The organism is Amycolatopsis sp. lyj-90, from assembly GCF_046549035.1.
In the GTDB taxonomy this organism is placed as follows: domain Bacteria; phylum Actinomycetota; class Actinomycetes; order Mycobacteriales; family Pseudonocardiaceae; genus Amycolatopsis.
This window is the reverse complement of record NZ_JAJPWP010000001.1, coordinates 71,291-95,092: the sequence shown is the minus strand read 5'-3', so window position 1 is coordinate 95,092 and position 23,802 is coordinate 71,291. Positions and strand designations below refer to the sequence as shown.

Below are 23,802 nucleotides of genomic sequence, written 5' to 3'. Positions count from 1 at the left end.
ACTCACGAAGGCCGACCACCCTGCGAGCGTTACGGCGTCGTGTACGGCGCCTGCTGCTCGATCGACGGGCTCGCGGTCGGGTACCGGCCTCCCTGCCCGGGCACCGGCGTCACCGTGGTGCCCTGCTGCTCGGGTTCGACGCGCTGCCTGGGGCGGTTGATGACCGCTTCGGCCTCCTGCTCGCCGCGGATCCGCGAAAGCACGCCGAGCGTGATCGCGTGGGCGATGGCCAGGACCAGCAACAGGACACCCAGCCTGCCGACCACACCCGGAAGGTCGCTGCCCCCGATGTCGATCGTCGACAGCAGTGCCAGGACGCCCAGCGTCGCGAGGTGGAACAGCACCGTGACCAGCCAGGTCATGGACGCCCCGGCCGCCGGATCGCCGTAGGAACCTCGCAGGTAGCGCTTGCCGCTCTGGTAGATGATCAGGCCGTCGAGCATGACCAGCGCAACCCCGATGACGAGGAAGGCTACGTATGCGTTGGTAGTCATGCCGGGACGCTCCCTTCGTTGTGGACCTCACCCGTGAAATACCCGGGATCTCCCCCTGGAAAACGGCGTTTTCCAGGGGGAGATCACCGGGTGGGGGTCAGCTGCCGGGACGATCCACGTCACCGCGCCACGCGCCGGACTCATGACCGCGGCTCTCGATGAACTCCTTGAACCGCTTCATGTCGCCCTTGACGCGGCGGTCGAGGATGCCGAGCTTGTCGGCGACGTTCTCGGCGAAGCCCTCCGGATCGATCTCCATCTGCGCCGTGACCCGCGTCTTGTTGTCGTCCAGGCGATGGAAGGTGATGACGCCCGCGTGGTCGGGACCGGAGTCCGACGTCCACGCGACGCGCTCGTCGGGATGCTGTTCGGTGATGGTCGCGTCGAATTCCCGGCTCACACCACCGAACTTGGTCACCCAGTGGGTGTGGGTCGCGTCGACCTGGCGGATCTCCTCGACACCTTCCATGAACTGCGGGAAGGACTCGAACTGGGTCCACTGGTTGTACGCGGTCTTGACCGGTACGTCGACGTCGACCATTTCGGTGATCGTGCTCATGCATCCTCCTGATTGTTGGGTGCTTTCGAGCCGGCACTCCTCGGCTACCCGGCACCCCGAGGGCCGAAACGCGCCGTGATTGATCGCGCTTACTCCCGGGTACCCGGCGGGCAGAACGCCCCGAGGAGGTGCTCCATGATCGAAAAGACCGAAGACCGGTCGGTCGGCGAATTGCTCTCCGACCTGAGTGACGAGGTCAAACGTCTCGTCCGCGACGAGATGCGGCTCGCCGTCGTCGAATTGCAGGGCAAGGGAAAGCGGATGGGACTTGGCGCCGGGTTGTTCGGCGTCGCCGGGTTGTTCGCGCTGTTCGGCCTGGCCACTCTCATCGCCGCGGTGGTGCTGGCACTCGCCCTGGTCATGCCCGCCTGGCTGGCCGCCGTGGTGACCGGCGCGGCACTGCTGCTGATCGGCGGACTTTCGGCCATCGTCGGTAAGAAGGAGATCGCGAGCGCGACACCGCCGGTGCCGGAAGAGGCCATCGAAGGCGTCCGTAAGGATGTCGACACCGTCAAGCAGGGAGTGCGCTCATGACCGATTTTCCCAAGAACGCGGAAGAAGCCCGCGCCGATCGCGATGTGACGCGTGAGGAGCTCACCGAGACCCTCGACGCCTTGGGCCGGAAGCTCGACGTCAAGACCCGGGTCAACGACAACCTCGACGCCAAGGTCGACCAGGCCAGCGCCAAGATCTCCGAAAAGGTCTCCGAGCCCGCGGCGGACAAGTTCCGTCAGGGCACCGAAATCGTCCGCGACAACCCCCTGCCGATCTTCGTCGGTGTTTTCGCACTGCTCGTGACGATCCGGCTGATCATGCGAAAGAGGTCTTCCTCGTGAACAAGGTCCTTTACAAGCCACTGAACATGGTCGTGAGCGCAGCGGGCGGTGTGCTCGCCGGGATCGCGTTCAAGCAGATCTGGAAACGCGTGAGCGGCGAGGAAGACGCGCCGAACGCCACGGACCGGGACTTCACCTGGACCCAGGTACTCGTCGCGGCCGCTGCGCAGGGCGCGATCTTCGGGGCGGTGAAGGCGGCCACCGAACGGGCGGGCGCGATCGGCTACCGCAAGGCGACCGGCGACTGGCCCACCGAGGACTGACGATGCGCGTAGTCATCATCGGAGGCGGGTTCGCCGGTTACAACGCCGCCAAAACCCTGCTCAAGTCGGTCGGCGACGACACCGAGATCGTCGTGCTGAACCCGACCGACTACTTCCTCTACCTTCCCCTGCTGCCCGAAGTCGCCGCCGGGATCCTGGAACCGCGGCGGATTTCGGTCTCCATCCCCGGCACCCTGCGGGGCGTGCGCCTCGTGCTCGGCACCGCGACCTCGGTCGATTTCGACGGCCGCAGCGTGCGCTACACCGACCCCGAGGATCGCGAGCACGAAATCGGCTACGACCGCCTCGTGCTCGCCGCGGGCAGCGTCAACAAGTTGTTGCCGATCCCCGGCGTGCCCGAGTACGCCCATGGCTTCCGCGGACTCGCCGAGGCGCTCTACCTGCGGGATCACGTCACCCGGCAGATAGAGCTCGCGGCCTCCGCCGAAGATCCGGCCGAACGCGACGCGCGCTGCACGTTCGTCGTGGTCGGCGCCGGCTACACCGGAACCGAAGTCGCCGCCCAGGGGCCGGCGTTCACCGCCGCGCTCGCCGCCCGGCATCCAGAACTGGACGGCCAGAAGATCCGCTGGCTGCTGCTGGACGTGGCCGGACGTGTCCTGCCGGAACTCGACCGCAGGCTCGGGACCACCGCGGACGAGGTGTTGCGGGCGCGCGGCGTCGAGGTGCTGATGAAGACGTCGGTCGACAACGCCGACGCGAAAGGCGTCACGTTGACCTCCGGCGAATCCGTGCCGACCCGCACCCTCGTCTGGTGCGTCGGGGTCCGGCCGGATCCGCTGATCGAGGACCTGGGACTGGAGACGGCCAAGGGCAGGCTCGTCGTCACCACGCAACTCAACGTCCCCGGACGACGCGACGTCTACGCGTGCGGCGACGCGGCCGCCGTCCCGGATCTGACCAGGCCGGGCGAATACACGCCGATGACGGCCCAGCACGCCGAGCGGCAAGGAAGGCTCGCCGGGCGGAACGTCGCCGCGTCACTGGGGCACGGCTCGCACGGCACCTACCGGCACCACGATCTCGGCTTCGTCGTCGACCTCGGCGGTCATCAGGCCGCGGCGAATCCCTTGCACATCCCCCTTTCCGGGCTCGCCGCCAAGGCGGTCACGCGGGGGTACCACCTGCTGGCCATGCCGGGAAACCGGCTGCGCACCGCCACCGACTGGGCGCTGGAAGCGGTGACGAAACGACAGACTGTCCAATTAGGACTTGTCAGGTCGGCGGCGGTACCGCTCGACACCGGCTCCCCGGAACCGCCCCGCAACTGAAGATCAGGCGCTCACGCCACCGTCGAGGACGATGTCCTGCCCCACGACATACGCGGATTCCTCGGAGGCCAGCCACAGCACCGCCGCGGCGATCTCCTCGACCGCGCCGATCCGGCCGAGCGGGATGACCGCGCCGAGCCGTTCGGCGCGGTCGGCCTCGGTTTCACCGGGCCGCAACGACATGCCGGTGTCGGTGGCGCCGGGGCTCACCGCGTTGATCCGGATCCCCTCGGCGATGTGGTCGCGGGCGGCGGTCCGGGTCAGCACGTCCACGGCGGCCTTCGAAGCGGCGTAGGCGGCCATTCCGGGGAGGCGGATGTGCGAGCCGATGTTGGACGCCATGTTGACGATGACTCCCCCGCCGCCCTCCCGCATCTGCGCGATCTCGTGCTTCATGGACAGCCAGGTGCCCGTGAGGTTGGTCCGCACGACGGCGTCGAAGCCGTCTTCGTCGAGGTCCGCGGTCGGCGCGGGGCTGCCGAGGATGCCCGCGTTGTTGAACGCGACGTCGAGTTTCCCGTGCCGCCGAACGGTCTCGGTGACGAGACGTTCGACTTCGCTGCCGACACTCACGTCGGCGGTCACCGCGTCGGCCGCGCCGCCTTCGGCCTCGATCTCCTTCACCGTCTGGCGCAGTTTCTCGTCGTCCCGGCCCGAGACGACGACCTGAGCGCCTTCGCGAGCGAAGGCGGCCGCCGTGGCGCGGCCGATCCCGGAACCTCCCCCGGTGACCAGGACGACCTTGCCGCTGAATCGCTTCCCCACAGTACCCATCTTTCTGGTCCGATCGTTCTATTATCAGTGCTGACGGGCGGCTTCGAGGACCGCGATGGCCTGCTTCGCCGTCGCCCGGACGCGTGCCGCGTGATCCAGCCCCTTGCCCAGGACCCGCATCCCCTGCAGGACGGTGAGCAGGAAGCCGGCGAGCGCTTCCGGATCGGCACCGGCGCCGATTTCGTCCTGTGCCTTCGCCCGGCTCAACGCCATCCGCAACGCTAGTTCGAGCGCGTCCCAGCTGCGTTCGACCACACGCGCGACCTCGGGATCCTTCGGCAGCATTTCCATCGCGGCGTTGACCACGAAACAGCCTTTGCGGCCCGATTCGTCGAGGATCTCGGCGACATAGCGTTCGATGAGCCGCCGCACGCCGTCGAGGGCGGGCCCCGGTCCGGCGAAGTCCGCGACGAACCGCTCGTTGCCCCGGGCGATGTAGCGGTTCAAGGCTGTCAGGTACAGCTGATGCTTGGTACCGAACGTCGCGTAGAGGCTGGCCTTGCCGATGCCGAGTCCGGCGACGAGATCACTGACCGAGGTGGCCTCGTACCCCTGCCGCCAGAACAGTTCCAGCGCGGCATCGCAGGCCGCGTCGACGTCGAATTCCTTCACCCGGGACACGAGAGAAGCTTAGCCACATCTGGACCGATCGGTCAAGAAAGCTAGTCGGAGTCGTAGGCCGACCGGGCCTTCTCCACCTTCGGCAGGTTCTCCGCCGACCAGTCCGCGAGGGTCGCGAACAGCGGCGCCAGGCTCCGGCCCAGGTCGCTGATCTCGTACTCGACCCGGGGTGGCACCTCCGCGTGATAGGTCCGCGTGAGGAGTCCGTCGCGTTCCAGTTGTCGCAGCCGCTGGGTCAGCACCTTCGGCGTGATCGTCCCGATCCGGCGCTCGAGTTCGACGAACCGCTGCCTGCCGAATTCGTTGAGCGCCCACAGGATTGGCGTCGTCCAGCGACTGAACACGAGGTCGACCACCGGGGCGATCGGACAGGCCTGTTCCGGGGTGGTCGAAGCGTCGGCGCGCATGGGGCCACGGTACGCGGTTTGCCGAGTTGTCATGATCGAGACACCCCATCAACCCACCTATGCGCGTAACGTTCTGTTATGGACTTGACCACCGAAAGGCTCGTCGTCCGCGAGTGGTCCGAGGACGACGCCGAAGCCGCTCTGGCGATCTACGGCACCACTGACGTGACCCGCTGGCTCACCCCGGCGATGGACCGGGTCACCGACGCCGCGGCCATGCGTTCGGTTCTGCAGGCCTGGCAGCAGGCGCAGCCCAATCTCGTGCCCCCGCGCGGAAGATGGGCGGTGCAGCGCAAGGAAGACGGCGCCGTCGTCGGCGGACTGGGCATCCATCTGCTGCCGCCGTACGAAGAGGACCTGGAGATCAGCTGGCAGCTGCATCCGGACGCCTGGGGCGAGGGTTACGCCTCCGAGGCCGCCCGTGCGCTGCTCGGCTGGGCGTTCACCCAGGACACGGACGAGTTCTTCGCCGTCGCGCGGCCGAACAACGTGCGCGCCATCGCGACCGCGAAACGGCTCGGAATGGTCTGGGTCGGCGAAACCGAGAAGTACTACGGGCTTCGCCTGCAGGTGTACCGGATCCGGCACACCGACGTCCTCTAGCGTCGATCGTCCACACGGGACACTTCGCCCGTCGTCGAGACGGCGTGCCCCGCGCCGCGCCCGTCCGCCATGGCGACGATCCGGCCCTGCTCGACGCGGACCGCGGCTTCGGTCTCGTCGCTGACCGCGAGCACCCCCGCCGACGCGGCCAGCGTCCCGGTCACGTCGCACACCACGCGCACGCCCGGCCACGCCCGCTCCGGGAAGGCCTGCCGCAGACCGCCGCACAACTCCGCGACGATCAGCCGGGTCAGCGGGACGAGTTCGTCGGGCTCGCTGGTCACGACGGCGACGGTGACGTCGCCATCGTGGGCCCGGACGGCCTCCTCGGCCGCGGAGATCCGATGGGTGCCGAGCACGACGACCACGCCGTCGGCGGGCACGAACGGTTCGGCACGGACGAGGTCCACGGCCCCGGGCGGTGACCACGGCCGATCGGCGGCCTGCGCGGCGGGCGCGATCACCGGCGGCGCCCACCAGTCGTTGAAGGCCAGCCCCGCCAGCCGTTCGCCGGCGCTCACGACGTCGAAAGGTTCGACGAGACCTGGATCGGCGGCCGCCAGCTGGCCCGCCCCGTGCAGCACGGTCAGCACGGTCTCCGCGAGCCGGACACGACGTGGGACCGGCGCGCCCTCCGGGCGTTCCGGCGGGTCGAGCCGCTCCAGCGCGAGCCCGAGCAACAGCCCGTTGAGCTTGACCAGCTGCGCGAACGGGCGCCGGATCCGCTCGTCCGCGAGTACCTCCGGCATCAGGTCGCGCGCGAGGCCCGCCTGGTCCTCACCCAGGGGAAACGCCGCCATTCTCGCCCTGGCCAGCGCCCCCAGCGCGTCCTGGAGCGTCTCGCCCGGCACGGCGTGCGGCGCTCCGGCGGAGTGTTCCGCAAGCTCGGCGAGGACGGCGAAGTACAGCGCGCGTTTCCCGGGGAAGTTCGAGTAGACGGCGCCACGGGTGAGCTCCGCCCGCTCGGCGATGACGTCGATCTTGGCGTCGCGGAAGCCCTGCTCCGCGAACTCGTCGCGCGCGGCGGCCAGCACCTTCGCGCGATTGCGCTCCTGCGTCTCCGCCCTGCTCAGCCGGACCATCACTCCCCCGTCGTTGCCTGCGGACCCGGATCAAGATACCTTGGGCATTCAGATGATGAGAACATCTGAATCGAACATCCGAACTGGGAGAGCCTCTTGTCCGACGTTCCCGAGATCCACCTGACCGACCCTGAGGTCCTGCGCGATCCGTTCACCGCGTACAGCCCGGTCCGCGAGCGCTCCCCGATCGCCAAGCTCGTCGCGCCGGGGTTCGAAATGTGGGCGATCCTGCGCCACGAAGAGGCGCGGAAGATGCTGAGCGACCCGCGCTTCGCGCTGAGCCCGGCCAGCTACCAGCGGATGGAGATCCCCGAGCACTGCCGTCCGTACATGCGGAGCATGCAGGAGGTCGAAGGCCCGGAACACGTCCGGCTCCGGCGACTCGTGGCCCCCGCGTTCACCCCGCGCAAGGCCGCCGCGCTCCGTCCGGGGATCGAGCGGCTCGTGGACGACCTCCTCGACAGCCTCGCCGGAGAAGAGCGGATCGACCTGGTCACGGCCTTCGCGCGCCCACTTCCGGTCGACGTGATCTGCGCGTTGGTCGGCATCGCCGAAGCGGACCGCCCACGCTGGCGCGAATACGGGACGATGGTCGCGGCGGGCGACGGCCCGGGACTCTCGAAGGCGGTCCCGGCGATCGTCGAGGACTCGCTCGCCGCCATCGAGAAACGGAAGCTCGAACCCGCCGAAGACGTCGTCTCGCAGCTTCTCCAGATCCAGGCCGAAGACGGCGACAGGCTCAGCGAAACCGAACTGGTCGCCCTGGTCTGGCAACTGGTCCTGGGCGGTCAGGTGCCCGGCAACCTCATCGCCAACGCCGTCGAGATCCTGCTCTCCCACCCCGCGCAGCTGGCTGAGCTCCGCGAAGACCCGGCTCTCATGCCCGGCGCGGTCGAGGAACTGATGCGCTGGTGCAGCCCGCAACTCCTGACGGTCCCCCGCATCACCACCACGGACGTCCGGATCGGCGACGTCGCGATCCCCGAAGGAGCACCGGTCACCGTCGCGATCGCCGCGGTGAACCGGGATCCGAGGGCGTTCCCCGAACCGGACGTCTTCGACATCCGGCGCGCGGCGGGGCCCGCCTGGCACCTCGCGTTCGCACACGGACCGCATTTCTGTCTCGGCGCCTCGCTGGCCAGGGTCCAGACCGAAGTCGCACTCACCGCGCTACTGCGCAGTTTCCCCGATCTCGCGCTCGCCGACGGCCTGCTGCGGATCCCGGATCCGGGCACCTGGCGGTTGAACGCACTGCCGGTCACGCTGCATGCGACGGTTGCAAACTGAAACACGTTCTAATAATGTGACCGGCTGTGAGACACGGGATAGTGCTGTTCACCAGTGACCGGGGCATCACCCCGTCGGCCGCCGCGCAGGCCGCGGAGGCCGCGGGCTTCGACGCCTTCCACGTGCCCGAGCACACGCACATCCCGGTCAAACGGGAGGCCCCGCATCCGCGCACCGGCGATGCGTCGCTGCCCGACGATCGCTACCTGCGCACGCTGGACCCGTGGGTCGCGCTGGCCACGGCGGCCTCGGTGACCACGCGGATCCGGCTCGCGACGGCGGTCGCCCTCCCGGTCGAGAGCGATCCGATCACGCTGGCGAAGACGATCGCCAGCCTCGATCACCTCTCGGCCGGGCGGGTCACCCTCGGCGTCGGCTTCGGCTGGAACGTCGACGAACTGGCCGATCATGGCGTCCCCGGCGGCAAGCGGCGGACGGTCCTGCGCGAATACCTGGAGGCGATGCGCGCGCTCTGGACGGACGACGAAGCCTCGTACGCGGGTGAGTTCGTCTCCTTCGGCGCGAGCTGGGCGTGGCCGAAACCGGCCCAAGCCCACATCCCGGTGATCGTCGGCGCGGGCGGCACGGAGAAGACGTTCCGCTGGATCGCGAAGTCCGCCGACGGCTGGCTCACCACCCCGGGCGACACGGACATCGAGGACAAGGCGCGGCGCCTGCGCGAGATCTGGCGCGAAGAGGGCCGCGCCGGCGAGCCGGAGATCTCGGCGCTCGGCGTCCGCCCGGACCCGGAGAACCTGGCCAAACTGGAGGCGGCCGGGGTCACCGAGACGATCTTCGGCCTCCCGGACCGGTCCCCCGAGGAGGTCGAAGCCTGGCTTCAGCGCCTCGCCGGGAAGCTCGGCCTCAGCGCTGGGAATCGATGAGGTAGCGCCCGTCCTGCTGCACCATGACGAAGGTCGCCTTCTCCGTCATGGTCCCGCCCGCGGCCCTGGTGTAGGTGAGCGTCACCGACACCGTGTTCCCGGATTCGACGATGTTCGACACCGCCACCCCGCGGTAGTCCTTCCAGAAGTTCGAGTAGCGCTCGAAGCTCTGGTTCTTGGTGCGCTTGAAGTTGTCGGTCAGCGTCGCGAAACCGGCCTGGAGATTCCCCGGGATGAGCGAGTAGTACGCCGAAAGCGCCTGGCCGGGCGTCTGCGCCGGAGGCGGCGGAGCCGAAGACGACGTGGCCGGGGGCGGTGACGACGACGGGGGCGCCGAAGAGGACGGCGGCGGTTCGGCGGAGGTCGACGGCGGCGGGGTGACGGCCTGCGACTGCGAGGCCGGCGGCGGAGCGGCGTCCGACGGCATGTCCTCGCCGCGCGTGAGCATGACGACCACGGCCGCGGCGATGGCGGCGAGCACCAGGAACCCGGCGAGTACGCCGATCAGCATGCCCTTGCGCGCCTTCGGTGGCGGCTCCTCGGCGACGAGCGTCGTCGGATCCCCTGCCGCCAAGGCCCGCAGCTCCCGCTCGGTCTCGGTCATCGTCGGCCTGCTGTCCGGCCGGACGTCGAGGAGACGGGTCAGCAACGGCGTCAGGATGCCGGACTTGACCGGCGGGGTGATCTCCCCGCTCGACGCGCGGTACAGCAGCGCGATCGGGTTCTCCGCCGTGCCGTAGGGCGTGCCGCCTTCGAGCGCGGTGTACAGCGTCGCGCCGAGCGAGAACACGTCGGAAGCGGAAGTGGCGTCCTCACCGCGGGCGACCTCGGGCGCCAGGAACGCCGGCGTCCCGGAGATCTCGCCGGTCGCGGTGAGCTGGACGTCGCCCATCGCCCGTGAGATCCCGAAGTCGGTGATCTTGACGGTGTCGTCCTCGCCGAGCAGGACGTTGCCGGGCTTGATGTCGCGGTGCACGATGCCCGCCCGGTGCGCGGCCGCCAGCGCCGAGCACAACTGGATGGCGAGGCGGATGACGTCGTCGACCTCCATCGGCCCTTCGCGCAGTTTGTCCGCGAGGCTGATCGAGGGGAGATACTCCATGATGATCCACGGGCGGTCCTGCTCGTCGATCACGCCGAAGACGGTGATGGCGTGCGGATGCACCAGCCGGGCGGCGATCCTGGCCTCGCGCAGCGCTCGGTTCTTGGCCTCGTCGGCCTTCTGCTCCCCTTGTCCGTGCGGCAGAAGGAGTTCCTTGACCGCGACCGTGCGCTCCAGGTTGTCGTCGCGCGCCCGCCACACGGTGCCCATCGAGCCACCACCGACGGGCTCGATGAGATCGAACCGGTCGGCGAGGCGGCGGATCTCCTCCATTATCGACGTCCCCCTGGAGCTGTGGTGTTCGCGCGAACCTTGCCAGCATGCCAGGAACGCGCCGGGACGCAGGACCCGGCACGGTCGTTTCCGTCGCGGTGTCGGTCACGTCGGGGGCTGGGCCGTTCAGCGGAACCCCACCCCATCGGCTGCCCGAAAGTTCGTATCCCGGACGGCTGAGGACGCACTTTACTTCTTCGGTGTGGCCTGATCTCGAGAAAGGGCGGCGATGCGAGAACCCCTTGGCGGACGCGGAGTGCTCGAAGGCGCCTTCGCCTTGCTCGAAGCGCTCAACGAGCACGGCGGGCAGGCCGGGCTGACCCAGCTCGTGCGGGCCACCGGGCTCCCGAAGACCACCGTGCACCGGCTCCTCGAACAGCTCGCCGACCTCGGCGCGGTCGAGCGGGCGGACCGCAGCTACCGGATCGGCTCGCGGGTGTTCCGGCTCGGCCGGTTCTGGCAGCCCGAGCTGCGGGACCTGGCCAAGGAGTGGCTGCCGGTGCTTTCGGCGCGGATGCGCGTCAGCCTCGTGCTCGTGGTCCCGCGGGAGGGCCGCGCGCTGGTCGCGGCAGGGGCCGTCCTGCCGTCCGACGACGTCCCCGTGTGGCCGGGCAGCCCGCTGCCGCCCGGGACCGCCGCCGGACGGCTCCTCGCCGCCCATCACCCCGCGCTCGCGGAACCGGACGCCGACGCGCTGGAGATCCGGTCGGCCGGGTACGCGGCCGAATCGGAGACCATCACGGCGGGGCTGGGCTGTGCCGCCGTCGGCATCAGGACTCCGGACGGCCGGGTCGGCGCGGCACTCGCCGCCGTCCTGCCCGCCCGGCGCGACCCGCTTTCGGCGGTCGCCGGACTGGCGAGCACCGCGCGTTCCTTCAGTGCCGCGCTCGCCGAGTACTCGCGGCCCACGCGTTCCGGCACTGCCCTACCCACCTGAAGTACGTGATGGCCCCCTTCCTTGCGTCTAGCGCAGTGAAGGGGTCCTTCCTGTACTTGGGGAAGGTCGTCTACGGACGCGGGTCCGCGGTCCCGACCGCGCCGCCGCTCAGCAACGCGAGACTGCGGTCGGCCTCCGCGACGGCGGAGCCGCGCTCGACGTGACCGTCGATCACGAGCGTGGCCAGCCCGTGGAGCAAGCACCACAGGGTGACGGCGAAGCCGCCCGGATCGCTCCGCTCCCCCACTCGCCCGGCCAGCACCGCGCACGTCTCCCGGTGCGCCTCGGCGAGTTCCGGATGCGCGGCGCGGTCGCCGATCCCGGCCCCCGCCATCAACCGGTACAACGCGGGATTCTCCAGCGCGAAGGCGAGGTAGGAATGTCCGAGCGCGGTCACCGTCCCGGCGCCGCAGCCGCGCAAAGCGGCCTGCAATTCGGCGTGCCCCTCCAGCGCGACGGCCACCAGCAGCGCGTCCTTGTCGCGGAAATGGCGGTACGGCGCCGCAGTGGAAGCGCCTACCTTCGCGACCGCGCCGCGCAGGCTCACCCCCTCGGGACCCCGCTCGACGAGCACCTCACGCGCGGCCATGACGAGCGCACGACGAAGGTCCCCATGGTGATAGGAACGTTTGACGACCATGGCGGACCCCCCAGCCCTTGATGCCACGCGAACGTCTCACCTTAGCGGAGGGGGAGCCGAAGGACGCCATACCCGCATCTGACGCGACGAAGGGGCCTTTCACCGCGTGACATGCGGTAAAAGGCCCCTTCAGCTCACGGGTGATCGGCGAGGTCGTTCGCCGCGACGTACCCGAACGTCATCGCCGGGCCGATCGTCGACCCGGCGCCCGCGTAACTGGGGCCCATCACCGCCGCGCTGGCGTTCCCGGCGGCGTACAGGCCGGAGATGACCGAGCCGTCCGCACGCAGGACCCGCGCCCGCGCGTCGGTGCGCATCCCGCCCTTGGTGCCGAGGTCGCCCGGGACGATCTTGAACGCGTAGAACGGCGGTTCCCAGAGCGGGGCGAGGCACGAGTTCGGCAGGACGTAGGGATCGGTGTAGTAGTGGTCGTAGGCGCTGACACCCCGCCGGAAGTCACTGTCCACACCGGACAGTGCCTGGCCGTTGAACCGGTTCACCGTGGCGCGCAACGCCTTCGACGGGACACCGATCGCGCTGCCGAGCGCCTCGACGGTCCACGCCTTCTTGACCGCGCCCGCCGAGTACCACTCGTCGGGAAGCGGCAGCAGCGGCGCGACGTCGCGGAAGAGATACCGGTTGCGGTAATGCTGGTCGACGACCAGCCACGCCGGGATGGTCGGCGAAGTCGGGTTCCGGTCGTACATCGTGTGCACGACGTCGCTGTACGGCGCCGCTTCGTTGACGAACCGTTTGCCCGCAGCGTCCACCATCAGCCCGCCGGGCAGGGTCCGCTCGGCGAGGCAGAAGTACGGCTCGCCGGGCAGCGGGATCGCCGGGCCCCACCAGGCGTCGTCCATCAGGTCCAGTGCCGCGCCTGCCCGCTTTCCTGCCAGGATCCCGTCTCCGGTGTTCGACCGGGCACCGACCGTCCACTGTGTACCGATCGGCTGGCGCTGGTATTCCGCCCGCATGGCGGCGTTGTGCTCGAACCCGCCGGAGCCGACGATGACACCGCGCCGGGCCTTGACGACGCCGCTCGCGACGGTCACTCCGGTGACCTTCCCGTTCTCGATGACGAGATCGGTCAACGGCGTGTTCAGCAGGACCGGGACACCGGCGCGCTGCAGCCCGGCCCGCAGTCCCGCGGCCAGCGACTGGCCCATGGTGAGCGGTTTCTGCCCGGCGAGCGCGGCGGCGGTGCCGCGGGCGAGGCAGGCGGCGGCCACCGCGGCACCCTTCGGGTTGACCGCGGCCAGCGCGAGCCATTTGTAGTCGGCGCTGAAGACGACCATCCCCGCGGGCGTGGCCAGATAGGGCGGGTTCAGGTTGGCCAGTTCGGCGCCGAGCACGTTCCCGTCGAGCTGGTCGGGTTCGATCGAGCGGCCGTCCGGCATCCCGCCGGGCAGTTCCGGGTAGTAGTCGCTGTAGCCCTCCATCCACCGGAACCGCAGCGGGCTGTTGGCCATCACGAACGAGAGCATCGCCGGGCCGTTGGCGAGGAACGCCTGCTGCCGAGAGGCGGGGATCGACGGGCCGACCACGGCGGCCAGGTACCGCGCGGCCTGTTCCGGAGTGTCGCGCACGCCGGCCGCGGCCAGCACCGAATTGCACGGAATCCAGATCCCCGCCCCCGAGCGGGCAGCCGAACCGCCGAACTTCGCCGCCTTCTCCAGTACGACGCAGCTGAGCCCGCGTTTGGCGGCCGTCAGCGCGGCGGTCATCCCGGCCGCACCCGCGCCGACCACGACGACGTCGTACTCGCCGATCACCGCGGCGCTCGCCGTGGCCGTCCCGGCGAACGGCAGGCCCGAAGCGAGCGCGAGTCCGGCGCTGCCGCGCAGAACCTGGCGCCGGGAAAGTCGGGGGTCGGGCTTCATGGGGCCTCCTCGCGTGGCGATCGAGCGAGGTCATGTTCTCCAGCCGGAGGCAAAAGTGAAACAAGTTCTACCCGCTTGGAGCAGGCGCGGCCGTCCGCGCTCGGCCGGTCACCTCAACCGGCGCGGGCATTCGGGCCAACTTCTCACCCCAGAGCGCGGACCAGGTCCAGCGCGCGGCCGAGGGTGGTGAGCCGGTCGGCGACCGTCTCCCCCGCCGGGTACAGCCGGACCGTGTCGACCCCCGCGTCACGCCAGACGCGCAGCCGCTCCGCCACCATCGGTTCGGTGCCGATCAGCGTCGTGCCGAGCACCATCTCGTCGGTCACCAGCGCGGCGGCGCCTTCGCGGTCGCCCGACTGCCAGCGCTCGCGCACCGCCGCCGCGACCTCGGCCCAGCCCTGCCTGCTGTAGGCGTTGTTGTAGAAGTTCGTTTTCGCCGAACCCATCCCGCCGAGACTGAACGCCAGTTCGGCCTTGCGGCCCGCGACCATCCCTCGCAACTCGTCCTCGTCGCGAGCGAAGGCGACCTCGGCGCCTTGGCAGACCTCCAGGTCCGCCCGCGTCCGGCCCGCCTTCGCGAGACCTGCGTCGAGATGTGAGAAGTAGGCCTGAGCCCCTTCCGGGACGAAACTGGTGCCCAGCCAGCCGTCCGCGATCTCACCGGTCAGCTCCAGCAGCTTCGGCGAGAGCGTGGCCAAGTGGATCGGGATGTCCGGATTCGGCGTCGTCGACAGCCGCATCGGCTTGGTCTCCCCCGGCAGCGGGATCTCGAACTCCTTGCCGGAGTGCGAGATCTTCTCCCCTGCGAACGCCTGACGGATGATCGCGACCGTCTCCCGCATCCGCGTCAGCGGCCGGCCGAACGAAACGCCATGGAGGCCCTCGATCACCTGCGGCCCCGAGGCGCCGAGCCCGAGGGCGAACCGGCCGTCGGACAGCATCGAGAGGGTCAGCGCGGCCTGCGCGATCGCGACCGGGCTCCGCGTGCCGAGCTGGATGATCCCGGAGCCGAGCCGGATCCGCTCGGTCCGCGCGGCGAGATACCCGAGCACCGAAGGCGCGTCCGAACCCCACGCTTCGGCGACCCAGCAGTCGTCGAGACCGAGCTTCTCCGCCTCCAGCACGAAATCCAGCGTCTCCCGCCAGCCGCGCGAGGCCTCGACCGTGGTCGCCGTCCGCATCACGCGCGCGCCGCCTCGGCCCGCTCCTTGATCGCGGCGAGGGTCCCGGTCATCGCGTTCTCGAATTCACGCAGCCGGACGAAGACGATCTTCTCCTCCTTGTCCGGCATCTGGTCGATGGCCAGCGACAGGCCGGACCGCCCCGGCCCCAGCTGCATCCACTGCCGGAGCTTCGTACCGCCGTTCTCGGACTCCAGCGTGAAGCGCCACAACGCCGTCGGCGTCTCGGGGTCGTGCACCGCCCAGGTGAAGACGCGCGGTTCGTCGCATTCGACGACGTGCGACGTCGTCTCCCATTCGCCGAGCGCGTCGTGCCTGCTGCGGCCGACGAACCGCCTGCCGACCGCGGCGTCACCGTCCGCGCCGTCGCACCATTCGACCGACTGGAGTTCCCCGCTCATCTCCGGCATCAGCCGGACGTCGGAAACGATCGACCAGACCCGCTCCGGGCCGGCGTCGACCCAGGCCTCGACCTCGACCGTCGGTTTGTCGGCGTACTTGGCGCCCGTCCACTCCATCGTGGTCGCCCTCCCGTGCTCATGACCTCGATAGTTGCGTAGATGGACTTACCTTGTCAAACCCTCCTGCGCGGCGAAGCGGCGCACCACGTCGGGGCGGTTCGCGAGCTTCGGCGGGTAGCCGGACCCGAGCCGTGCCCGCGTGTTCTCGGCGGTGAGCGGCCCGGCACAGTGCGCGCAGACGACCTCCGCGTGCGTGTCGTGCCCGCAGGTGTCGTGGTGGAGGGTGATCGGCGGCCCGCTTTCCTCGGCGAGCCAGCGGTCGCCCCAGCGCGACATCGCGGCGAGGACGCCGTAGAAATCCGCGCCCTTCTCGGTCAGCACGTAGTCGTAACGGACCGGGTCGGCCTGGTAGGCGCGCTTCTCCAGCAACCCCTCGCCGACCAGGCGGCGCAACCGGTCGGCGAGGGTGTTCCGCGCGATGCCGAGTTCCTGCTGGAACTCGTCGAACCTGCGGATCCCGTAGAACGCCTCCCGCAGGACCAGCGGCGTCCACCAGTCGCCGAGCAGGTCCATGGTGCGCGCGATCGAGCACGGCCACTGCGCGAACGAAGTCCGTTTCATGTCGGCGAGCCTACGCCCGGTGAAATTGATCCGGTCATTCCTCCACCTATTCCCCGGCGCTCAGGCGCTGGCGCGAAATGTTGCGATCCGGTCAAGGAGATCCCGCGCATTGATATCACCGACCCGCTTCCGCACGCATTCCGACAGCGGACGTAAACGGTCCCGCGTCCGCGCGGAACGGATTCCGCCGGCGATCTCCATCGCGGACAGGCCGACCTCGGCCGCGCGATCGAGGTCGCCTTCCAGGGCGTGGTCGACGGCGAGCCAGATCATCGTCAGCGACCGGCTGCGGACCATGTCCGGGCCGTAGCCCTCGATGGCCTCGGTGAGCGCGGGGATGGCCTCCCGGCTGTGGCGGACGTCGACGAGCCTGGCGAGTTCGGTGCGCACGGTGCCGATCATCGCGGCAAGGTCGTTGGCCGCGAAGAAGGCGGACCACGACGGGACGGTGTCCCCGAGGGAACTGGCGAACTGTTCCGGGGCAAGGGAAAGCTTGTCCAGCGCCTGGCGGACGTCACCGAGGAGCGCGTAGGCCCATGCCTCGTTCGCCGAAAGGATCGCCTGCGAAAGCGGCCTTCCCGCCCGGCGTGCGGCGAGCTGCCCCTGACCGAACTGTTCGAGCGCCTCAACCGGCGAGCGGTGATGCAGGTACATCCGGCCGAGCCGGTAGTGGATGTTGGCGGTGAGGTCGTCGTTGCCCGCCTCCGCCGCCAGTTCGAGCGCGCGGCGGAAGTGCCGCTCCGCCCTGATCGGACGGCCGGAGTCGAATTCCGTCCAGCCCTGCAGGTTGTGCAGGTCCGCGACCACGCCCGCCAGGCGCCGGGCCTGCGCCTCGGACATCATTCCCCGCCGCAGAGCGGCTCCGTAGGGCTCCAGCACCCGCAGCAGTTCCCGGCAGGACCCGCCGCCTTCCCGATAGTCGCGCGCCCGGAGTGCGGCGATGACGCCCTCCAGCCGATCGATGTCGGCCCGCCCGACACGCATCGGGAGCCGGTCAATCACGGCGGCGCCCCTGGACGCGCGGCACCGCCGGTTCGGTACCGGCGCCGGACGGGGCCGTCACGCGTCCCGGAACGGCTCGCCGTCGCGGCCCGTAAACCGCGTCACGCCGCACCGGCTCTTCTCTTGGAATGGCGACGGTGATTCGTACGCCCATTGTCAGTCCCCTCCCCGATCCGCAACGATCCAATTCGCCGAGGTCCAGGACGGATCCACGCCGGTCTCCGAGAAATACTTGAACGACGCAGGACGATGTTAACCGCGAGAATTACCGATTCACTCCGCCGAATGGTTGGCTACTTTCATTCACCGGAATATGCACGTGCGGAATCTCTTTCTTTTGCACGAATGATCACATTTCCCGCTTGCTCACCGCACGTGCACGGCCGGAACCGTCCGTGAGCACATGAGACACAGCTCTCAGCCGAACGTGTGAAAGTTGTCGACTCGGGTCACGAAAAGGCTTCACATTGCGTTATCAATAGCTGAAGATCAACAGCAACCGAACGTAAGGGGCTGAAGCGTTGGACAAGGAAAACGACCTCATCCGGGGGACGATCGTCTTCGGCCTGCGCACTTTCGGTGCGGACCCCCTCCCCGTCAACGCTGACCTCGAGTACGACCCCGAAGATCCTTACGCCGTCGTGGTGGCCTACCACTCGGGCGGCGGCACGGTCCGCTGGATGTTCGGCCGTGACCTGCTCGCGGACGGCCTCCTCACTCCATCGGGTGAGGGCGACGTGATCATCAGCCCGGCCGACGACACCTCGATCGTGATCTTCGCCCTCAGCGCACCCGACGGCTGCGCGGTCCTCGAAGCGCAGGCGCAGGAACTGGCCGAGTTCCTCGACCGCACCTACGACGTCGTGCCCGCCGGTTCCGAGCCGGAGTGGTTCGACTTCGACCTGGAGATCGGCAAGCTCGTCACCGAGTCCTGATGGCCGGAGACCCGCTCCTGATCGTCCTCGGCGGCCTGCCCGCGACCGGGAAGTCCACCGTGGCGACGGAACTGGCTCGCCGCACCGGCTTCACCTATCTCCGGATCGACAGCATCGAGCAGGCCGTCATCCGCTCGACAGCGCTGAGGCAGCCGCTGGGTCCGGTCGGCTACATCGTCGGCTACGACCTCGCGGCCGACCAGCTGAGGCACGGCGTCAGCGTGATCGCCGACTGCGTGAACCCGCTCGGGATCACGCGCGAGGCGTGGCGGACTGTCGCGGCCCGGCACGGCGCGCGGGCGCTCGAGGTCGAAGTGGTGTGCTCGAACCCGGAGGAACACCGCCGCCGGGCCGAGACCCGCACCGTCGACGTCGCCGGCCTCGAACCACCGGACTGGCAGTCGATCCTCGGCCACGAGTACGAGCCGTGGAACCGCGACCGCGTCGTCATCGACACCGCGCGCCGGACCGCGGCCGAGAACGCGAAGACGCTGTACGCGATGGTGCACGGACCGCGACCAGAGGACTAAACGCGCCGGTACCGGGCGCCGGGGTGGTCGTCACGCAGCCGCACCTGGCCTGGTTCGTAGATGCTCTCCCGCAGGGTGTCGCCCTCGTAGTCCTCCCAAACCAGCCCGCGCCGCCGCAGCTCCGGCACCACGAGGTCGATGAAGTCGGCGAAGGTGCCCGGCGTTGTCGCGTAGGCGACGTTGAAGCCGTCGACGTCGGCCTCTTCGATCCAGCGCTCGAGTTCGTCGGCCACGGTCGCGGGCGAGCCGACGATCACCGGGCCGAGTCCGCCGATGCCGAGGAACTTCCCGATCTCCTCCGGCGTCCAGGTCCGCGTCGGATCGGCCTTGGAGAAGTTCTCCACCACCGACTGGATCGCCTCGCTGTGCACGTGTTCGAGGATTTCGGTCGGCGAGTAGCCGGAGAGGTCGATGCCGGTCCAGCCGCCGAACAGGGTGAGCGCCCCTTCGTAACTCGCCCTGCCGAGGTAGTCGCGGAACTTCTCCTGCGCGGCTTCGTCGGTCTCGGCGACGATCGGGGTCACCAGCGCGAAGAACTTGACGCTCTCCGGATCCCGGCCGAACTCCGCGGCCTGACGGCGGACGTCGGCCACGTTCCGGCCGACGACGTCGGTCGAATGGCCCATGATGAACACCGCTTCGGCGTGCTTGGCGGCGAAGGAGCGCCCCTTGGTCGACGTCCCGGCCTGATAGAGCACCGGTGTCCGCTGTGGCGACGGCTCGGCGAGGAACACGCCGGGAACCGAGTAGTACTCCCCCTTGTGTTCGATGGGGTGGACCTTGTCCGGGTCGGCGTACCGGCCGGTGGACTTGTCCGCGATCACGGCGTCGTCCTCCCAGGAGGACTCCCACAGTTTGTAGGTGACCTCGAGGAACTCCTCGCCGATGTCGTACCGGTTGTCGTGGGTGATCTGCTGGTCGAGGCCGAGGTTCACCGCCGCGCTGTCCAAATAGGACGTCACGATGTTCCAGGCGACCCGGCCCTTGGTCAGGTGGTCGAGGGTGGTGAACTTGCGCGCGAGGGCATACGGCTGTTCGTAGGTGAGGGAAACCGTGACGCCGAACCCGAGGTGCTTCGTGACCGCGGCCATCGCCGAAACCGACAGCAGCGGATCGTTCACCGGGACCTGCGTGCCCGTGCCCACCGCGGGATCCCGCGAATCGCGGTAGACGTCGTAGACCCCGAGGACGTCGGCGAGGAAAAGGCCGTCGAATTTACCGCGCTCCAGCAGTTTCGCCAGTTCGGTCCAGTATTCGAGATCCTTGTACCGATGGGCCTGATCGTCGGGATGGGTCCACACGCCGGGGGCGAGATGGCCCGTGACGGCCATGTCGAAAGCGTTGAGACGAATTCGTTTCGCGGGCATGGACGAAAGGAAACCCAGCGGCGGCCGGACCGGTCAACGAGGTCTCACCAGCCGGGAGCCGGGTGGCGGCACCGCCCGCGCGATGCCGCCACCCGAGCCGGTCAGCCGAGTTCGCGGAGACCCGGGACGACCTGCTCGGAGAACGAGCGCAGGAAACGCTCCTGGTCGTGGCCGGGGCCGTGGAAGACGAGGTGGTTGAAGCCCGCTTCGACGTACGGCTTGATCTGCTCGACGGCGTCGGCCGGGTCGGAGGTGACGATCCAGCGCTTCGCGACCTGCTCGATCGGCAGCGCGTCCGCGGCCTTCTCCATTTCGGCCGGGTCCTCGATGCCCGCCTTCTGCTCCGGCGTCAGCGAGAGCGGCGCCCAGAACCGGGTGTTCTCCAGCGCCTGCGCCGGATCCGGGTCGTAGGACAGTTTGATCTCGATCATCTTGTCGATGTCGCCGGTGCTCCGGCCGACCTGCTCCGCGCCTTCCGCGACCGCGGGCAGCAGCTTGTCGGTGTAGAGGTCCATCCCCTTGCCGCTGGTGCAGATGAAACCGTCGCCCTGCTTGCCGACGTACTTCGCCATCACCGGACCGCCCGCCGCGATGTAGATCGGCACGCCGCCCTCGGGACGGTCGTACACGGTGGCGTCGGTGGTCTGGTAGTACTCGCCCTCGAACGTGACGCGCTCTTCGGACCACAGTTTGCGCATCAGCTCGATCGCCTCGCGCAGCCGCGCGAACCGCTCCTTGAACGCGGGCCACTCGATCCGCGCGACCGCGACCTCGTTGAGCGCCTCACCGCTGCCGACCCCGAGCAGTACCCGGCCGGGATACAGGCTGCCGAGGGTGCCGAACGCCTGCGCCACCACGGCCGGGTTGTAGCGGAAGGTCGCCGTCAGCACACTGGTGCCGAGAACCACCCGCTCGGTGCGCTCGCCGACCGCCGCCATCCACGCGAACGAGAACGGCGCGTGCCCGCCCTGGTGCCGCCAGGGCTGGAAATGGTCGCTGACCATCACGCTGTCCAGCCCGACCTGCTCGGCGAGCACGGAGTACTCGACGAGGTCGCGCGGGCCGAACTGCTCGGCCGACGCCTTGTAACCGATCTTCAGTGCCATCCGGGGTCACCACCTGGGCTCTTGGGTTGTTCCGCTTTTCACCTTGGCACAGAGTCGATCGGGTCCGCCCATGGATCGGCTTCGCCGCTGTGTCGGGAACGCCACTCGGGCAACGGGAATGCGGTGCCGAGCACCTCGTCCGGACGTGGAAAGACCCCGAACCCGCCCTCGCCTTCCGGGACCGGCACGTGGTGATGAACTGTGCCGTTTGCGCCGTCACCTGTGCGCCGTGCTGGGCTGAGTTGTGATCGGGGAGTCGAACCCCACGCTGCCCGCCACGTACCAGGAGGTGAGCCGGTGTACCGCCGGCTCTCGGCTTGTGCCCGCTTCCCGGAGGGCTACCTGCTTTCCACGTTCAGTCCAGGAGGTCGGTCTCCCAGTTGGTGCGCTGGATCTCGACGTCGACCACCCGGATCTCGCCGGCCACCCGGTCCGCGCGGGACCGCAGCTCCGCGACCGGAAGCGCGGAGAGATACCGGAGTTCCGAGCGGAGCTGACGGCCGTAGCCGCCTTGGTTGCGGCCGGCCGCGGCGTCGGCGGCCGCGGTGAGGACGCCGTGCCTGAGCCGGAGGACATCGCGGTGCGCGATCGCGTCGGTGATCGTGCCTTCCCCGAGCGGGGTCGCGGCGTTGGTCCGGTTGATCCGCTGGATCAGCGATTCCAGGTCGCCCAGCGCGGTTTCGACGTCGACGAGGAGCGCGGACGCGTCCTCCGCCGGTTCCTCGCCCTCCTGGTGGCGCGCGTTGTCGACGATCCGGGAGCGCAGCGCCTCCACCTTCTTCGTCGCGTCGGCGCGCAGTGCGAGCGCTTCGGCCAGTTTGATCCGGGACATGCCGGGAAGTATCACGAAGATCGACGGCCGGGGCATCCGGTTTTTCAGCCGGCCAGGGAATGCTTCCGGTAGTCCGCGCCGGGCTCGGTGTACTCGAGCCCGTTCTCGTCCATGGCGTTGAAGACGGTGAACCGCCCGCCCAGGAACACGAAGCCGAGCGCCACCATGCTCCCACCCACGCCCTTGTACATGGATTCGAGCAGTTCGACGTCCTGGAGCACCTGACCCTCCAAAGCGGACAGTTCGGGGTAGATGTCCTGCCGCCACCGGAGCGGACTCGGTTCGTCCGGGTCGCCCCAGTTCCATTCCGCCTTGCCGAACGGGTCGATCGTGTTCCAGGTGAGGGAAAGCTCGTCGAACTTCCAGTGCGTGATCTCGAGCCGTTCGTCGCCGAAGTCCAGCACGACCGGCGCGTCCTGGAGCCATTCGCCGTACTCGACGTACCAGGTCAGGTGGACGTGCTGGAGCCGCTTGCCCACCAGTGCGCGCAACCGGTCCCCGTGGGCGCTCCGGACCGCTTTGAGTCCGGAGAGCCACACGGGTTCGTAACCCTCGATGTCGAAGAATGCCACCAGGTGAGTATGCCGGTGATCAGCAGGAACTCGGCACCGGTTTTCCGGCGAGCCGGTCGTTGACGTAGGCCAGCGCCCCGGGTGCGCCCTGCACCGCCACGGTGACGTGCTCACCGACGGGGATCCGGTCGTACTTGATCTTCACGCCCGCCGCGCAGTACTTCGCGACCAGCTTGTCGACCGGCGGGATCGGCGTCAGTTCGTCGAAGATCCCTTGGTAGAAGTACGTCGGCGAACCCGGTTCGTGCCCGCCCATGACGTTCTCGGCGATCACCTGCTTCACCGCCGGGACGTCGAGCAGTTCCGGCACGGTCACGTAGTCGGCCATGCGACGGAACGCCTGCCCGACACTGAACTGGTTGATGCACTGCTTCCCGACCTCGGCGAACGCCGCCTTGCCGCGCGCGTTGAGCAGGGTGGCGAGGTCGATCTCCGGATATGCCCGGCTGAGTCCGACGGCCGCTCCGATGTAGACACCCGACAGCGGCCCGCCGTCGATCTGCCGCGCGATGTAGCCCATGTCGGCCGGGACCCCGCCCGCCGCGACACCGGCGAACTTCAGTTCCGGCGCGTACGACGGCTGGATCTCGTTGGCCCACTGGCTCGCCAGCGCGCCACCGGAATAGCCCATCAACGCGGTCGGCGTGGCCGCGCCGTTCAGTCGCGCGGGCGCGAACCGTTGTGCCGCACGGATTCCGTCGAGGACGCCGTGCGCGGTGTTGAGCCCGGCCGTCCATTGTGAATCGGGTCCCTGGTAATCCGCGGTGACGACGGTGTGCCCGGCCGCGAGCAGCGGCACCATCAGGGCGAGTTCCTCGGCGGGCAGGGCCAGCCCGGTCCGGAGCACGTACGACGGCGCGCAATCGGTGGTGAGACCGTCCTGCGCGGTCTGGTACGAGACGAGTTTGCGCGGCCCCGGCGGTGGGACGAGCGGCTGCAGGACGGTCGCGACGTCGGCGATCGGCCTGCCCCGGGTGTCGGTGGACTTGTACTTGACCTGCCAGGCCCGGATCGGGAGCGGCAGGGCGAGCGCCCGGACGGTGACCGGCCGGGAGTCGAGCACGGTGCCCGGCGCGACGTCGGGGAACGGCGACGGCTGGGCGTAGAAGGGATCGTTCCGGGGATTCTGCGGGAAATCGGCGGCACGGACGGGTGGTGCGGCGACCACCAGGGTGGCGAGGGCGACGAAGGCTGCGGCCAGGACGGCCATGGCGCGGCGCACGTCGACGGTGACTGCGAACACGGGACCTCCAACTCAATA

28 protein-coding genes are annotated in these 23,802 nt (G+C 69.2%); 10 read left to right on the top strand and 18 right to left on the bottom strand.

The window, feature by feature from the left end; genetic code table 11:
* Positions 1-29: 29 nt before the first annotated feature.
* Together ACLJPX_RS00430 and ACLJPX_RS00425 are read right to left on the bottom strand one after the other, a co-directional pair.
* Positions 30-494, bottom strand: a complete 465-nt coding sequence (locus tag ACLJPX_RS00430; protein WP_410598164.1) for a hypothetical protein — start codon at positions 492-494, stop codon at positions 30-32.
* A gap of 97 nt (positions 495-591) precedes the next feature.
* Positions 592-1,053, bottom strand: a complete 462-nt coding sequence (locus ACLJPX_RS00425) for an SRPBCC family protein (RefSeq protein WP_101606994.1) — start codon at positions 1,051-1,053, stop codon at positions 592-594.
* A gap of 135 nt (positions 1,054-1,188) precedes the next feature.
* On the opposite strand from ACLJPX_RS00425, the gene ACLJPX_RS00420 reads away from it, so the two are divergent.
* From ACLJPX_RS00420 to ACLJPX_RS00405, 4 genes are read left to right on the top strand one after another with little or no spacing between them, the layout of a single operon-like run.
* Positions 1,189-1,587 carry a phage holin family protein gene (locus ACLJPX_RS00420; protein ID WP_410598163.1) on the top strand — a complete coding sequence of 133 codons (399 nt, stop codon included), beginning with the start codon at positions 1,189-1,191 and terminating at the stop codon, positions 1,585-1,587.
* Positions 1,584-1,889, top strand: coding sequence for a DUF3618 domain-containing protein (locus ACLJPX_RS00415; RefSeq protein ID WP_410598162.1), 306 nt, complete (start codon positions 1,584-1,586; stop codon positions 1,887-1,889). The genes ACLJPX_RS00420 and ACLJPX_RS00415 overlap by 4 nt, the downstream gene beginning before the upstream one ends.
* Positions 1,886-2,152, top strand: coding sequence for a DUF4235 domain-containing protein (locus tag ACLJPX_RS00410; RefSeq protein ID WP_101606991.1), 267 nt, complete (start codon positions 1,886-1,888; stop codon positions 2,150-2,152). The genes ACLJPX_RS00415 and ACLJPX_RS00410 overlap by 4 nt, the downstream gene beginning before the upstream one ends.
* A gap of 2 nt (positions 2,153-2,154) precedes the next feature.
* Positions 2,155-3,444 (top strand): NAD(P)/FAD-dependent oxidoreductase, encoded by a 1,290-nt coding sequence (locus ACLJPX_RS00405; RefSeq protein ID WP_410598161.1) that lies wholly within the window; start codon positions 2,155-2,157, stop codon positions 3,442-3,444.
* A 3-nt stretch (positions 3,445-3,447) separates the two neighbouring features.
* On the opposite strand, the gene ACLJPX_RS00400 is transcribed toward ACLJPX_RS00405, so the two are convergent.
* The 3 genes from ACLJPX_RS00400 to ACLJPX_RS00390 are packed head-to-tail and all read right to left on the bottom strand — an operon-like array spanning position 3,448 to position 5,246.
* Complete coding sequence (locus tag ACLJPX_RS00400) at positions 3,448-4,218, bottom strand: SDR family NAD(P)-dependent oxidoreductase (protein WP_410598160.1); 771 nt, start codon at positions 4,216-4,218, stop codon at positions 3,448-3,450.
* A 24-nt stretch (positions 4,219-4,242) separates the two neighbouring features.
* Entirely contained in the window at positions 4,243-4,839 is a 597-nt protein-coding gene (locus ACLJPX_RS00395) for a TetR/AcrR family transcriptional regulator (RefSeq protein ID WP_410598159.1), read from the bottom strand.
* 41 nt (positions 4,840-4,880) lie between these two features.
* Positions 4,881-5,246 carry a winged helix-turn-helix transcriptional regulator gene (locus ACLJPX_RS00390; protein WP_410598158.1) on the bottom strand — a complete coding sequence of 122 codons (366 nt, stop codon included), beginning with the start codon at positions 5,244-5,246 and terminating at the stop codon, positions 4,881-4,883.
* Positions 5,247-5,324: 78 nt separating this feature from the next.
* On the opposite strand from ACLJPX_RS00390, the gene ACLJPX_RS00385 reads away from it, so the two are divergent.
* Positions 5,325-5,849 carry a GNAT family N-acetyltransferase gene (locus ACLJPX_RS00385; protein ID WP_101606986.1) on the top strand — a complete coding sequence of 175 codons (525 nt, stop codon included), beginning with the start codon at positions 5,325-5,327 and terminating at the stop codon, positions 5,847-5,849.
* On the opposite strand, the gene ACLJPX_RS00380 is transcribed toward ACLJPX_RS00385, so the two are convergent.
* A complete protein-coding gene (locus ACLJPX_RS00380; protein ID WP_410598157.1) occupies positions 5,846-6,931 on the bottom strand; it encodes a TetR family transcriptional regulator in 1,086 nt (361 codons plus the stop codon). The two genes, ACLJPX_RS00385 and ACLJPX_RS00380, sit on opposite strands and share 4 nt — an antisense overlap.
* Before the next feature lie 96 nt (positions 6,932-7,027).
* Here ACLJPX_RS00380 and ACLJPX_RS00375 point away from each other — a divergent pair, with 96 nt between their 5' ends.
* A complete protein-coding gene (locus ACLJPX_RS00375) occupies positions 7,028-8,218 on the top strand; it encodes a cytochrome P450 family protein (RefSeq protein ID WP_410598156.1) in 1,191 nt (396 codons plus the stop codon).
* Between the two features lie 26 nt (positions 8,219-8,244).
* Complete coding sequence (locus ACLJPX_RS00370; protein WP_410598155.1) at positions 8,245-9,102, top strand: LLM class F420-dependent oxidoreductase; 858 nt, start codon at positions 8,245-8,247, stop codon at positions 9,100-9,102.
* Here ACLJPX_RS00370 and ACLJPX_RS00365 read toward each other — a convergent pair.
* Positions 9,083-10,477, bottom strand: a complete 1,395-nt coding sequence (locus ACLJPX_RS00365) for a serine/threonine-protein kinase (protein WP_410598154.1) — start codon at positions 10,475-10,477, stop codon at positions 9,083-9,085. The genes ACLJPX_RS00370 and ACLJPX_RS00365 overlap by 20 nt on opposite strands.
* Positions 10,478-10,706: 229 nt before the next feature.
* On the opposite strand from ACLJPX_RS00365, the gene ACLJPX_RS00360 reads away from it, so the two are divergent.
* Entirely contained in the window at positions 10,707-11,414 is a 708-nt protein-coding gene (locus ACLJPX_RS00360) for an IclR family transcriptional regulator (RefSeq protein ID WP_410598153.1), read from the top strand.
* Positions 11,415-11,484: 70 nt separating this feature from the next.
* Here the strand turns inward: ACLJPX_RS00360 and ACLJPX_RS00355 are convergent, their stop codons facing one another.
* The 6 genes from ACLJPX_RS00355 to ACLJPX_RS00330 form a co-directional block, all read right to left on the bottom strand.
* Entirely contained in the window at positions 11,485-12,054 is a 570-nt protein-coding gene (locus ACLJPX_RS00355) for a TetR/AcrR family transcriptional regulator (RefSeq protein ID WP_410598152.1), read from the bottom strand.
* A 134-nt stretch (positions 12,055-12,188) separates the two neighbouring features.
* Positions 12,189-13,934, bottom strand: a complete 1,746-nt coding sequence (gene kstD, locus ACLJPX_RS00350) for a 3-oxosteroid 1-dehydrogenase (protein ID WP_410598151.1) — start codon at positions 13,932-13,934, stop codon at positions 12,189-12,191.
* A 143-nt stretch (positions 13,935-14,077) separates the two neighbouring features.
* The gene (locus ACLJPX_RS00345) at positions 14,078-15,115 is read right to left on the bottom strand and encodes an LLM class flavin-dependent oxidoreductase (RefSeq protein ID WP_410598150.1); all 1,038 of its coding nucleotides are present in this window, start codon (positions 15,113-15,115) and stop codon (positions 14,078-14,080) included.
* Positions 15,115-15,633: an SRPBCC family protein gene (locus ACLJPX_RS00340; protein ID WP_410598149.1), complete on the bottom strand. Its 519-nt coding sequence runs from the start codon at positions 15,631-15,633 to the stop codon at positions 15,115-15,117. Before ACLJPX_RS00340 ends, ACLJPX_RS00345 begins: the two co-directional genes overlap by 1 nt.
* 48 nt (positions 15,634-15,681) lie before the next feature.
* Positions 15,682-16,197 carry a winged helix-turn-helix transcriptional regulator gene (locus ACLJPX_RS00335; protein WP_410598148.1) on the bottom strand — a complete coding sequence of 172 codons (516 nt, stop codon included), beginning with the start codon at positions 16,195-16,197 and terminating at the stop codon, positions 15,682-15,684.
* A gap of 60 nt (positions 16,198-16,257) precedes the next feature.
* The gene (locus ACLJPX_RS00330; RefSeq protein WP_410599070.1) at positions 16,258-17,181 is read right to left on the bottom strand and encodes a tetratricopeptide repeat protein; all 924 of its coding nucleotides are present in this window, start codon (positions 17,179-17,181) and stop codon (positions 16,258-16,260) included.
* 539 nt (positions 17,182-17,720) lie between these two features.
* Between ACLJPX_RS00330 and ACLJPX_RS00325 the strand changes: the two genes are divergently transcribed.
* Together ACLJPX_RS00325 and ACLJPX_RS00320 are read left to right on the top strand one after the other, a co-directional pair.
* Positions 17,721-18,134, top strand: coding sequence for an SsgA family sporulation/cell division regulator (locus ACLJPX_RS00325; protein WP_410598147.1), 414 nt, complete (start codon positions 17,721-17,723; stop codon positions 18,132-18,134).
* Positions 18,134-18,664 carry an AAA family ATPase gene (locus ACLJPX_RS00320; protein WP_410598146.1) on the top strand — a complete coding sequence of 177 codons (531 nt, stop codon included), beginning with the start codon at positions 18,134-18,136 and terminating at the stop codon, positions 18,662-18,664. Before ACLJPX_RS00325 ends, ACLJPX_RS00320 begins: the two co-directional genes overlap by 1 nt.
* On the opposite strand, the gene ACLJPX_RS00315 is transcribed toward ACLJPX_RS00320, so the two are convergent.
* The 5 genes from ACLJPX_RS00315 to ACLJPX_RS00295 form a co-directional block, all read right to left on the bottom strand.
* On the bottom strand, positions 18,661-20,031 hold the full coding sequence (locus ACLJPX_RS00315; protein WP_410598145.1) for an LLM class flavin-dependent oxidoreductase: 1,371 nt from the start codon (positions 20,029-20,031) through the stop codon (positions 18,661-18,663). The two genes, ACLJPX_RS00320 and ACLJPX_RS00315, sit on opposite strands and share 4 nt — an antisense overlap.
* 101 nt (positions 20,032-20,132) lie before the next feature.
* Positions 20,133-21,137, bottom strand: coding sequence for a glucose-6-phosphate dehydrogenase (coenzyme-F420) (gene fgd, locus ACLJPX_RS00310; RefSeq protein WP_410598144.1), 1,005 nt, complete (start codon positions 21,135-21,137; stop codon positions 20,133-20,135).
* 355 nt (positions 21,138-21,492) lie between these two features.
* A complete protein-coding gene (locus ACLJPX_RS00305) occupies positions 21,493-21,969 on the bottom strand; it encodes a DIP1984 family protein (RefSeq protein ID WP_410598143.1) in 477 nt (158 codons plus the stop codon).
* Positions 21,970-22,013: 44 nt separating this feature from the next.
* Positions 22,014-22,541 carry a hypothetical protein gene (locus ACLJPX_RS00300; RefSeq protein ID WP_410598142.1) on the bottom strand — a complete coding sequence of 176 codons (528 nt, stop codon included), beginning with the start codon at positions 22,539-22,541 and terminating at the stop codon, positions 22,014-22,016.
* 19 nt (positions 22,542-22,560) lie between these two features.
* Positions 22,561-23,784 (bottom strand): lipase family protein, encoded by a 1,224-nt coding sequence (locus ACLJPX_RS00295; protein WP_410598141.1) that lies wholly within the window; start codon positions 23,782-23,784, stop codon positions 22,561-22,563.
* Between the last annotated feature and the right edge of the window lie 18 nt (positions 23,785-23,802).

Excerpts from the sequence above, each read along its gene's own strand:
- ACLJPX_RS00430 (WP_410598164.1), bottom strand. The coding sequence starts at position 494 with ATGACTACCAACGCATACGTAGCCTTCCTCGTCATCGGGGTTGCGCTG.
- ACLJPX_RS00425 (WP_101606994.1), bottom strand. The coding sequence starts at position 1,053 with ATGAGCACGATCACCGAAATGGTCGACGTCGACGTACCGGTCAAGACC.
- ACLJPX_RS00420 (WP_410598163.1), top strand. The coding sequence starts at position 1,189 with ATGATCGAAAAGACCGAAGACCGGTCGGTCGGCGAATTGCTCTCCGAC.
- ACLJPX_RS00415 (WP_410598162.1), top strand. The coding sequence starts at position 1,584 with ATGACCGATTTTCCCAAGAACGCGGAAGAAGCCCGCGCCGATCGCGAT.
- ACLJPX_RS00405 (WP_410598161.1), top strand. The coding sequence starts at position 2,155 with ATGCGCGTAGTCATCATCGGAGGCGGGTTCGCCGGTTACAACGCCGCC.
- ACLJPX_RS00400 (WP_410598160.1), bottom strand. The coding sequence starts at position 4,218 with ATGGGTACTGTGGGGAAGCGATTCAGCGGCAAGGTCGTCCTGGTCACC.
- ACLJPX_RS00390 (WP_410598158.1), bottom strand. The coding sequence starts at position 5,246 with ATGCGCGCCGACGCTTCGACCACCCCGGAACAGGCCTGTCCGATCGCC.
- ACLJPX_RS00385 (WP_101606986.1), top strand. The coding sequence starts at position 5,325 with ATGGACTTGACCACCGAAAGGCTCGTCGTCCGCGAGTGGTCCGAGGAC.
- ACLJPX_RS00380 (WP_410598157.1), bottom strand. The coding sequence starts at position 6,931 with ATGGTCCGGCTGAGCAGGGCGGAGACGCAGGAGCGCAATCGCGCGAAG.
- ACLJPX_RS00365 (WP_410598154.1), bottom strand. The coding sequence starts at position 10,477 with ATGGAGGAGATCCGCCGCCTCGCCGACCGGTTCGATCTCATCGAGCCC.
- ACLJPX_RS00360 (WP_410598153.1), top strand. The coding sequence starts at position 10,707 with ATGCGAGAACCCCTTGGCGGACGCGGAGTGCTCGAAGGCGCCTTCGCC.
- ACLJPX_RS00355 (WP_410598152.1), bottom strand. The coding sequence starts at position 12,054 with ATGGTCGTCAAACGTTCCTATCACCATGGGGACCTTCGTCGTGCGCTC.
- kstD (WP_410598151.1), bottom strand. The coding sequence starts at position 13,934 with ATGAAGCCCGACCCCCGACTTTCCCGGCGCCAGGTTCTGCGCGGCAGC.
- ACLJPX_RS00345 (WP_410598150.1), bottom strand. The coding sequence starts at position 15,115 with ATGCGGACGGCGACCACGGTCGAGGCCTCGCGCGGCTGGCGGGAGACG.
- ACLJPX_RS00340 (WP_410598149.1), bottom strand. The coding sequence starts at position 15,633 with ATGGAGTGGACGGGCGCCAAGTACGCCGACAAACCGACGGTCGAGGTC.
- ACLJPX_RS00335 (WP_410598148.1), bottom strand. The coding sequence starts at position 16,197 with ATGAAACGGACTTCGTTCGCGCAGTGGCCGTGCTCGATCGCGCGCACC.
- ACLJPX_RS00330 (WP_410599070.1), bottom strand. The coding sequence starts at position 17,181 with ATGCGTGTCGGGCGGGCCGACATCGATCGGCTGGAGGGCGTCATCGCC.
- ACLJPX_RS00320 (WP_410598146.1), top strand. The coding sequence starts at position 18,134 with ATGGCCGGAGACCCGCTCCTGATCGTCCTCGGCGGCCTGCCCGCGACC.
- ACLJPX_RS00315 (WP_410598145.1), bottom strand. The coding sequence starts at position 20,031 with ATGCCCGCGAAACGAATTCGTCTCAACGCTTTCGACATGGCCGTCACG.
- fgd (WP_410598144.1), bottom strand. The coding sequence starts at position 21,137 with ATGGCACTGAAGATCGGTTACAAGGCGTCGGCCGAGCAGTTCGGCCCG.
- ACLJPX_RS00305 (WP_410598143.1), bottom strand. The coding sequence starts at position 21,969 with ATGTCCCGGATCAAACTGGCCGAAGCGCTCGCACTGCGCGCCGACGCG.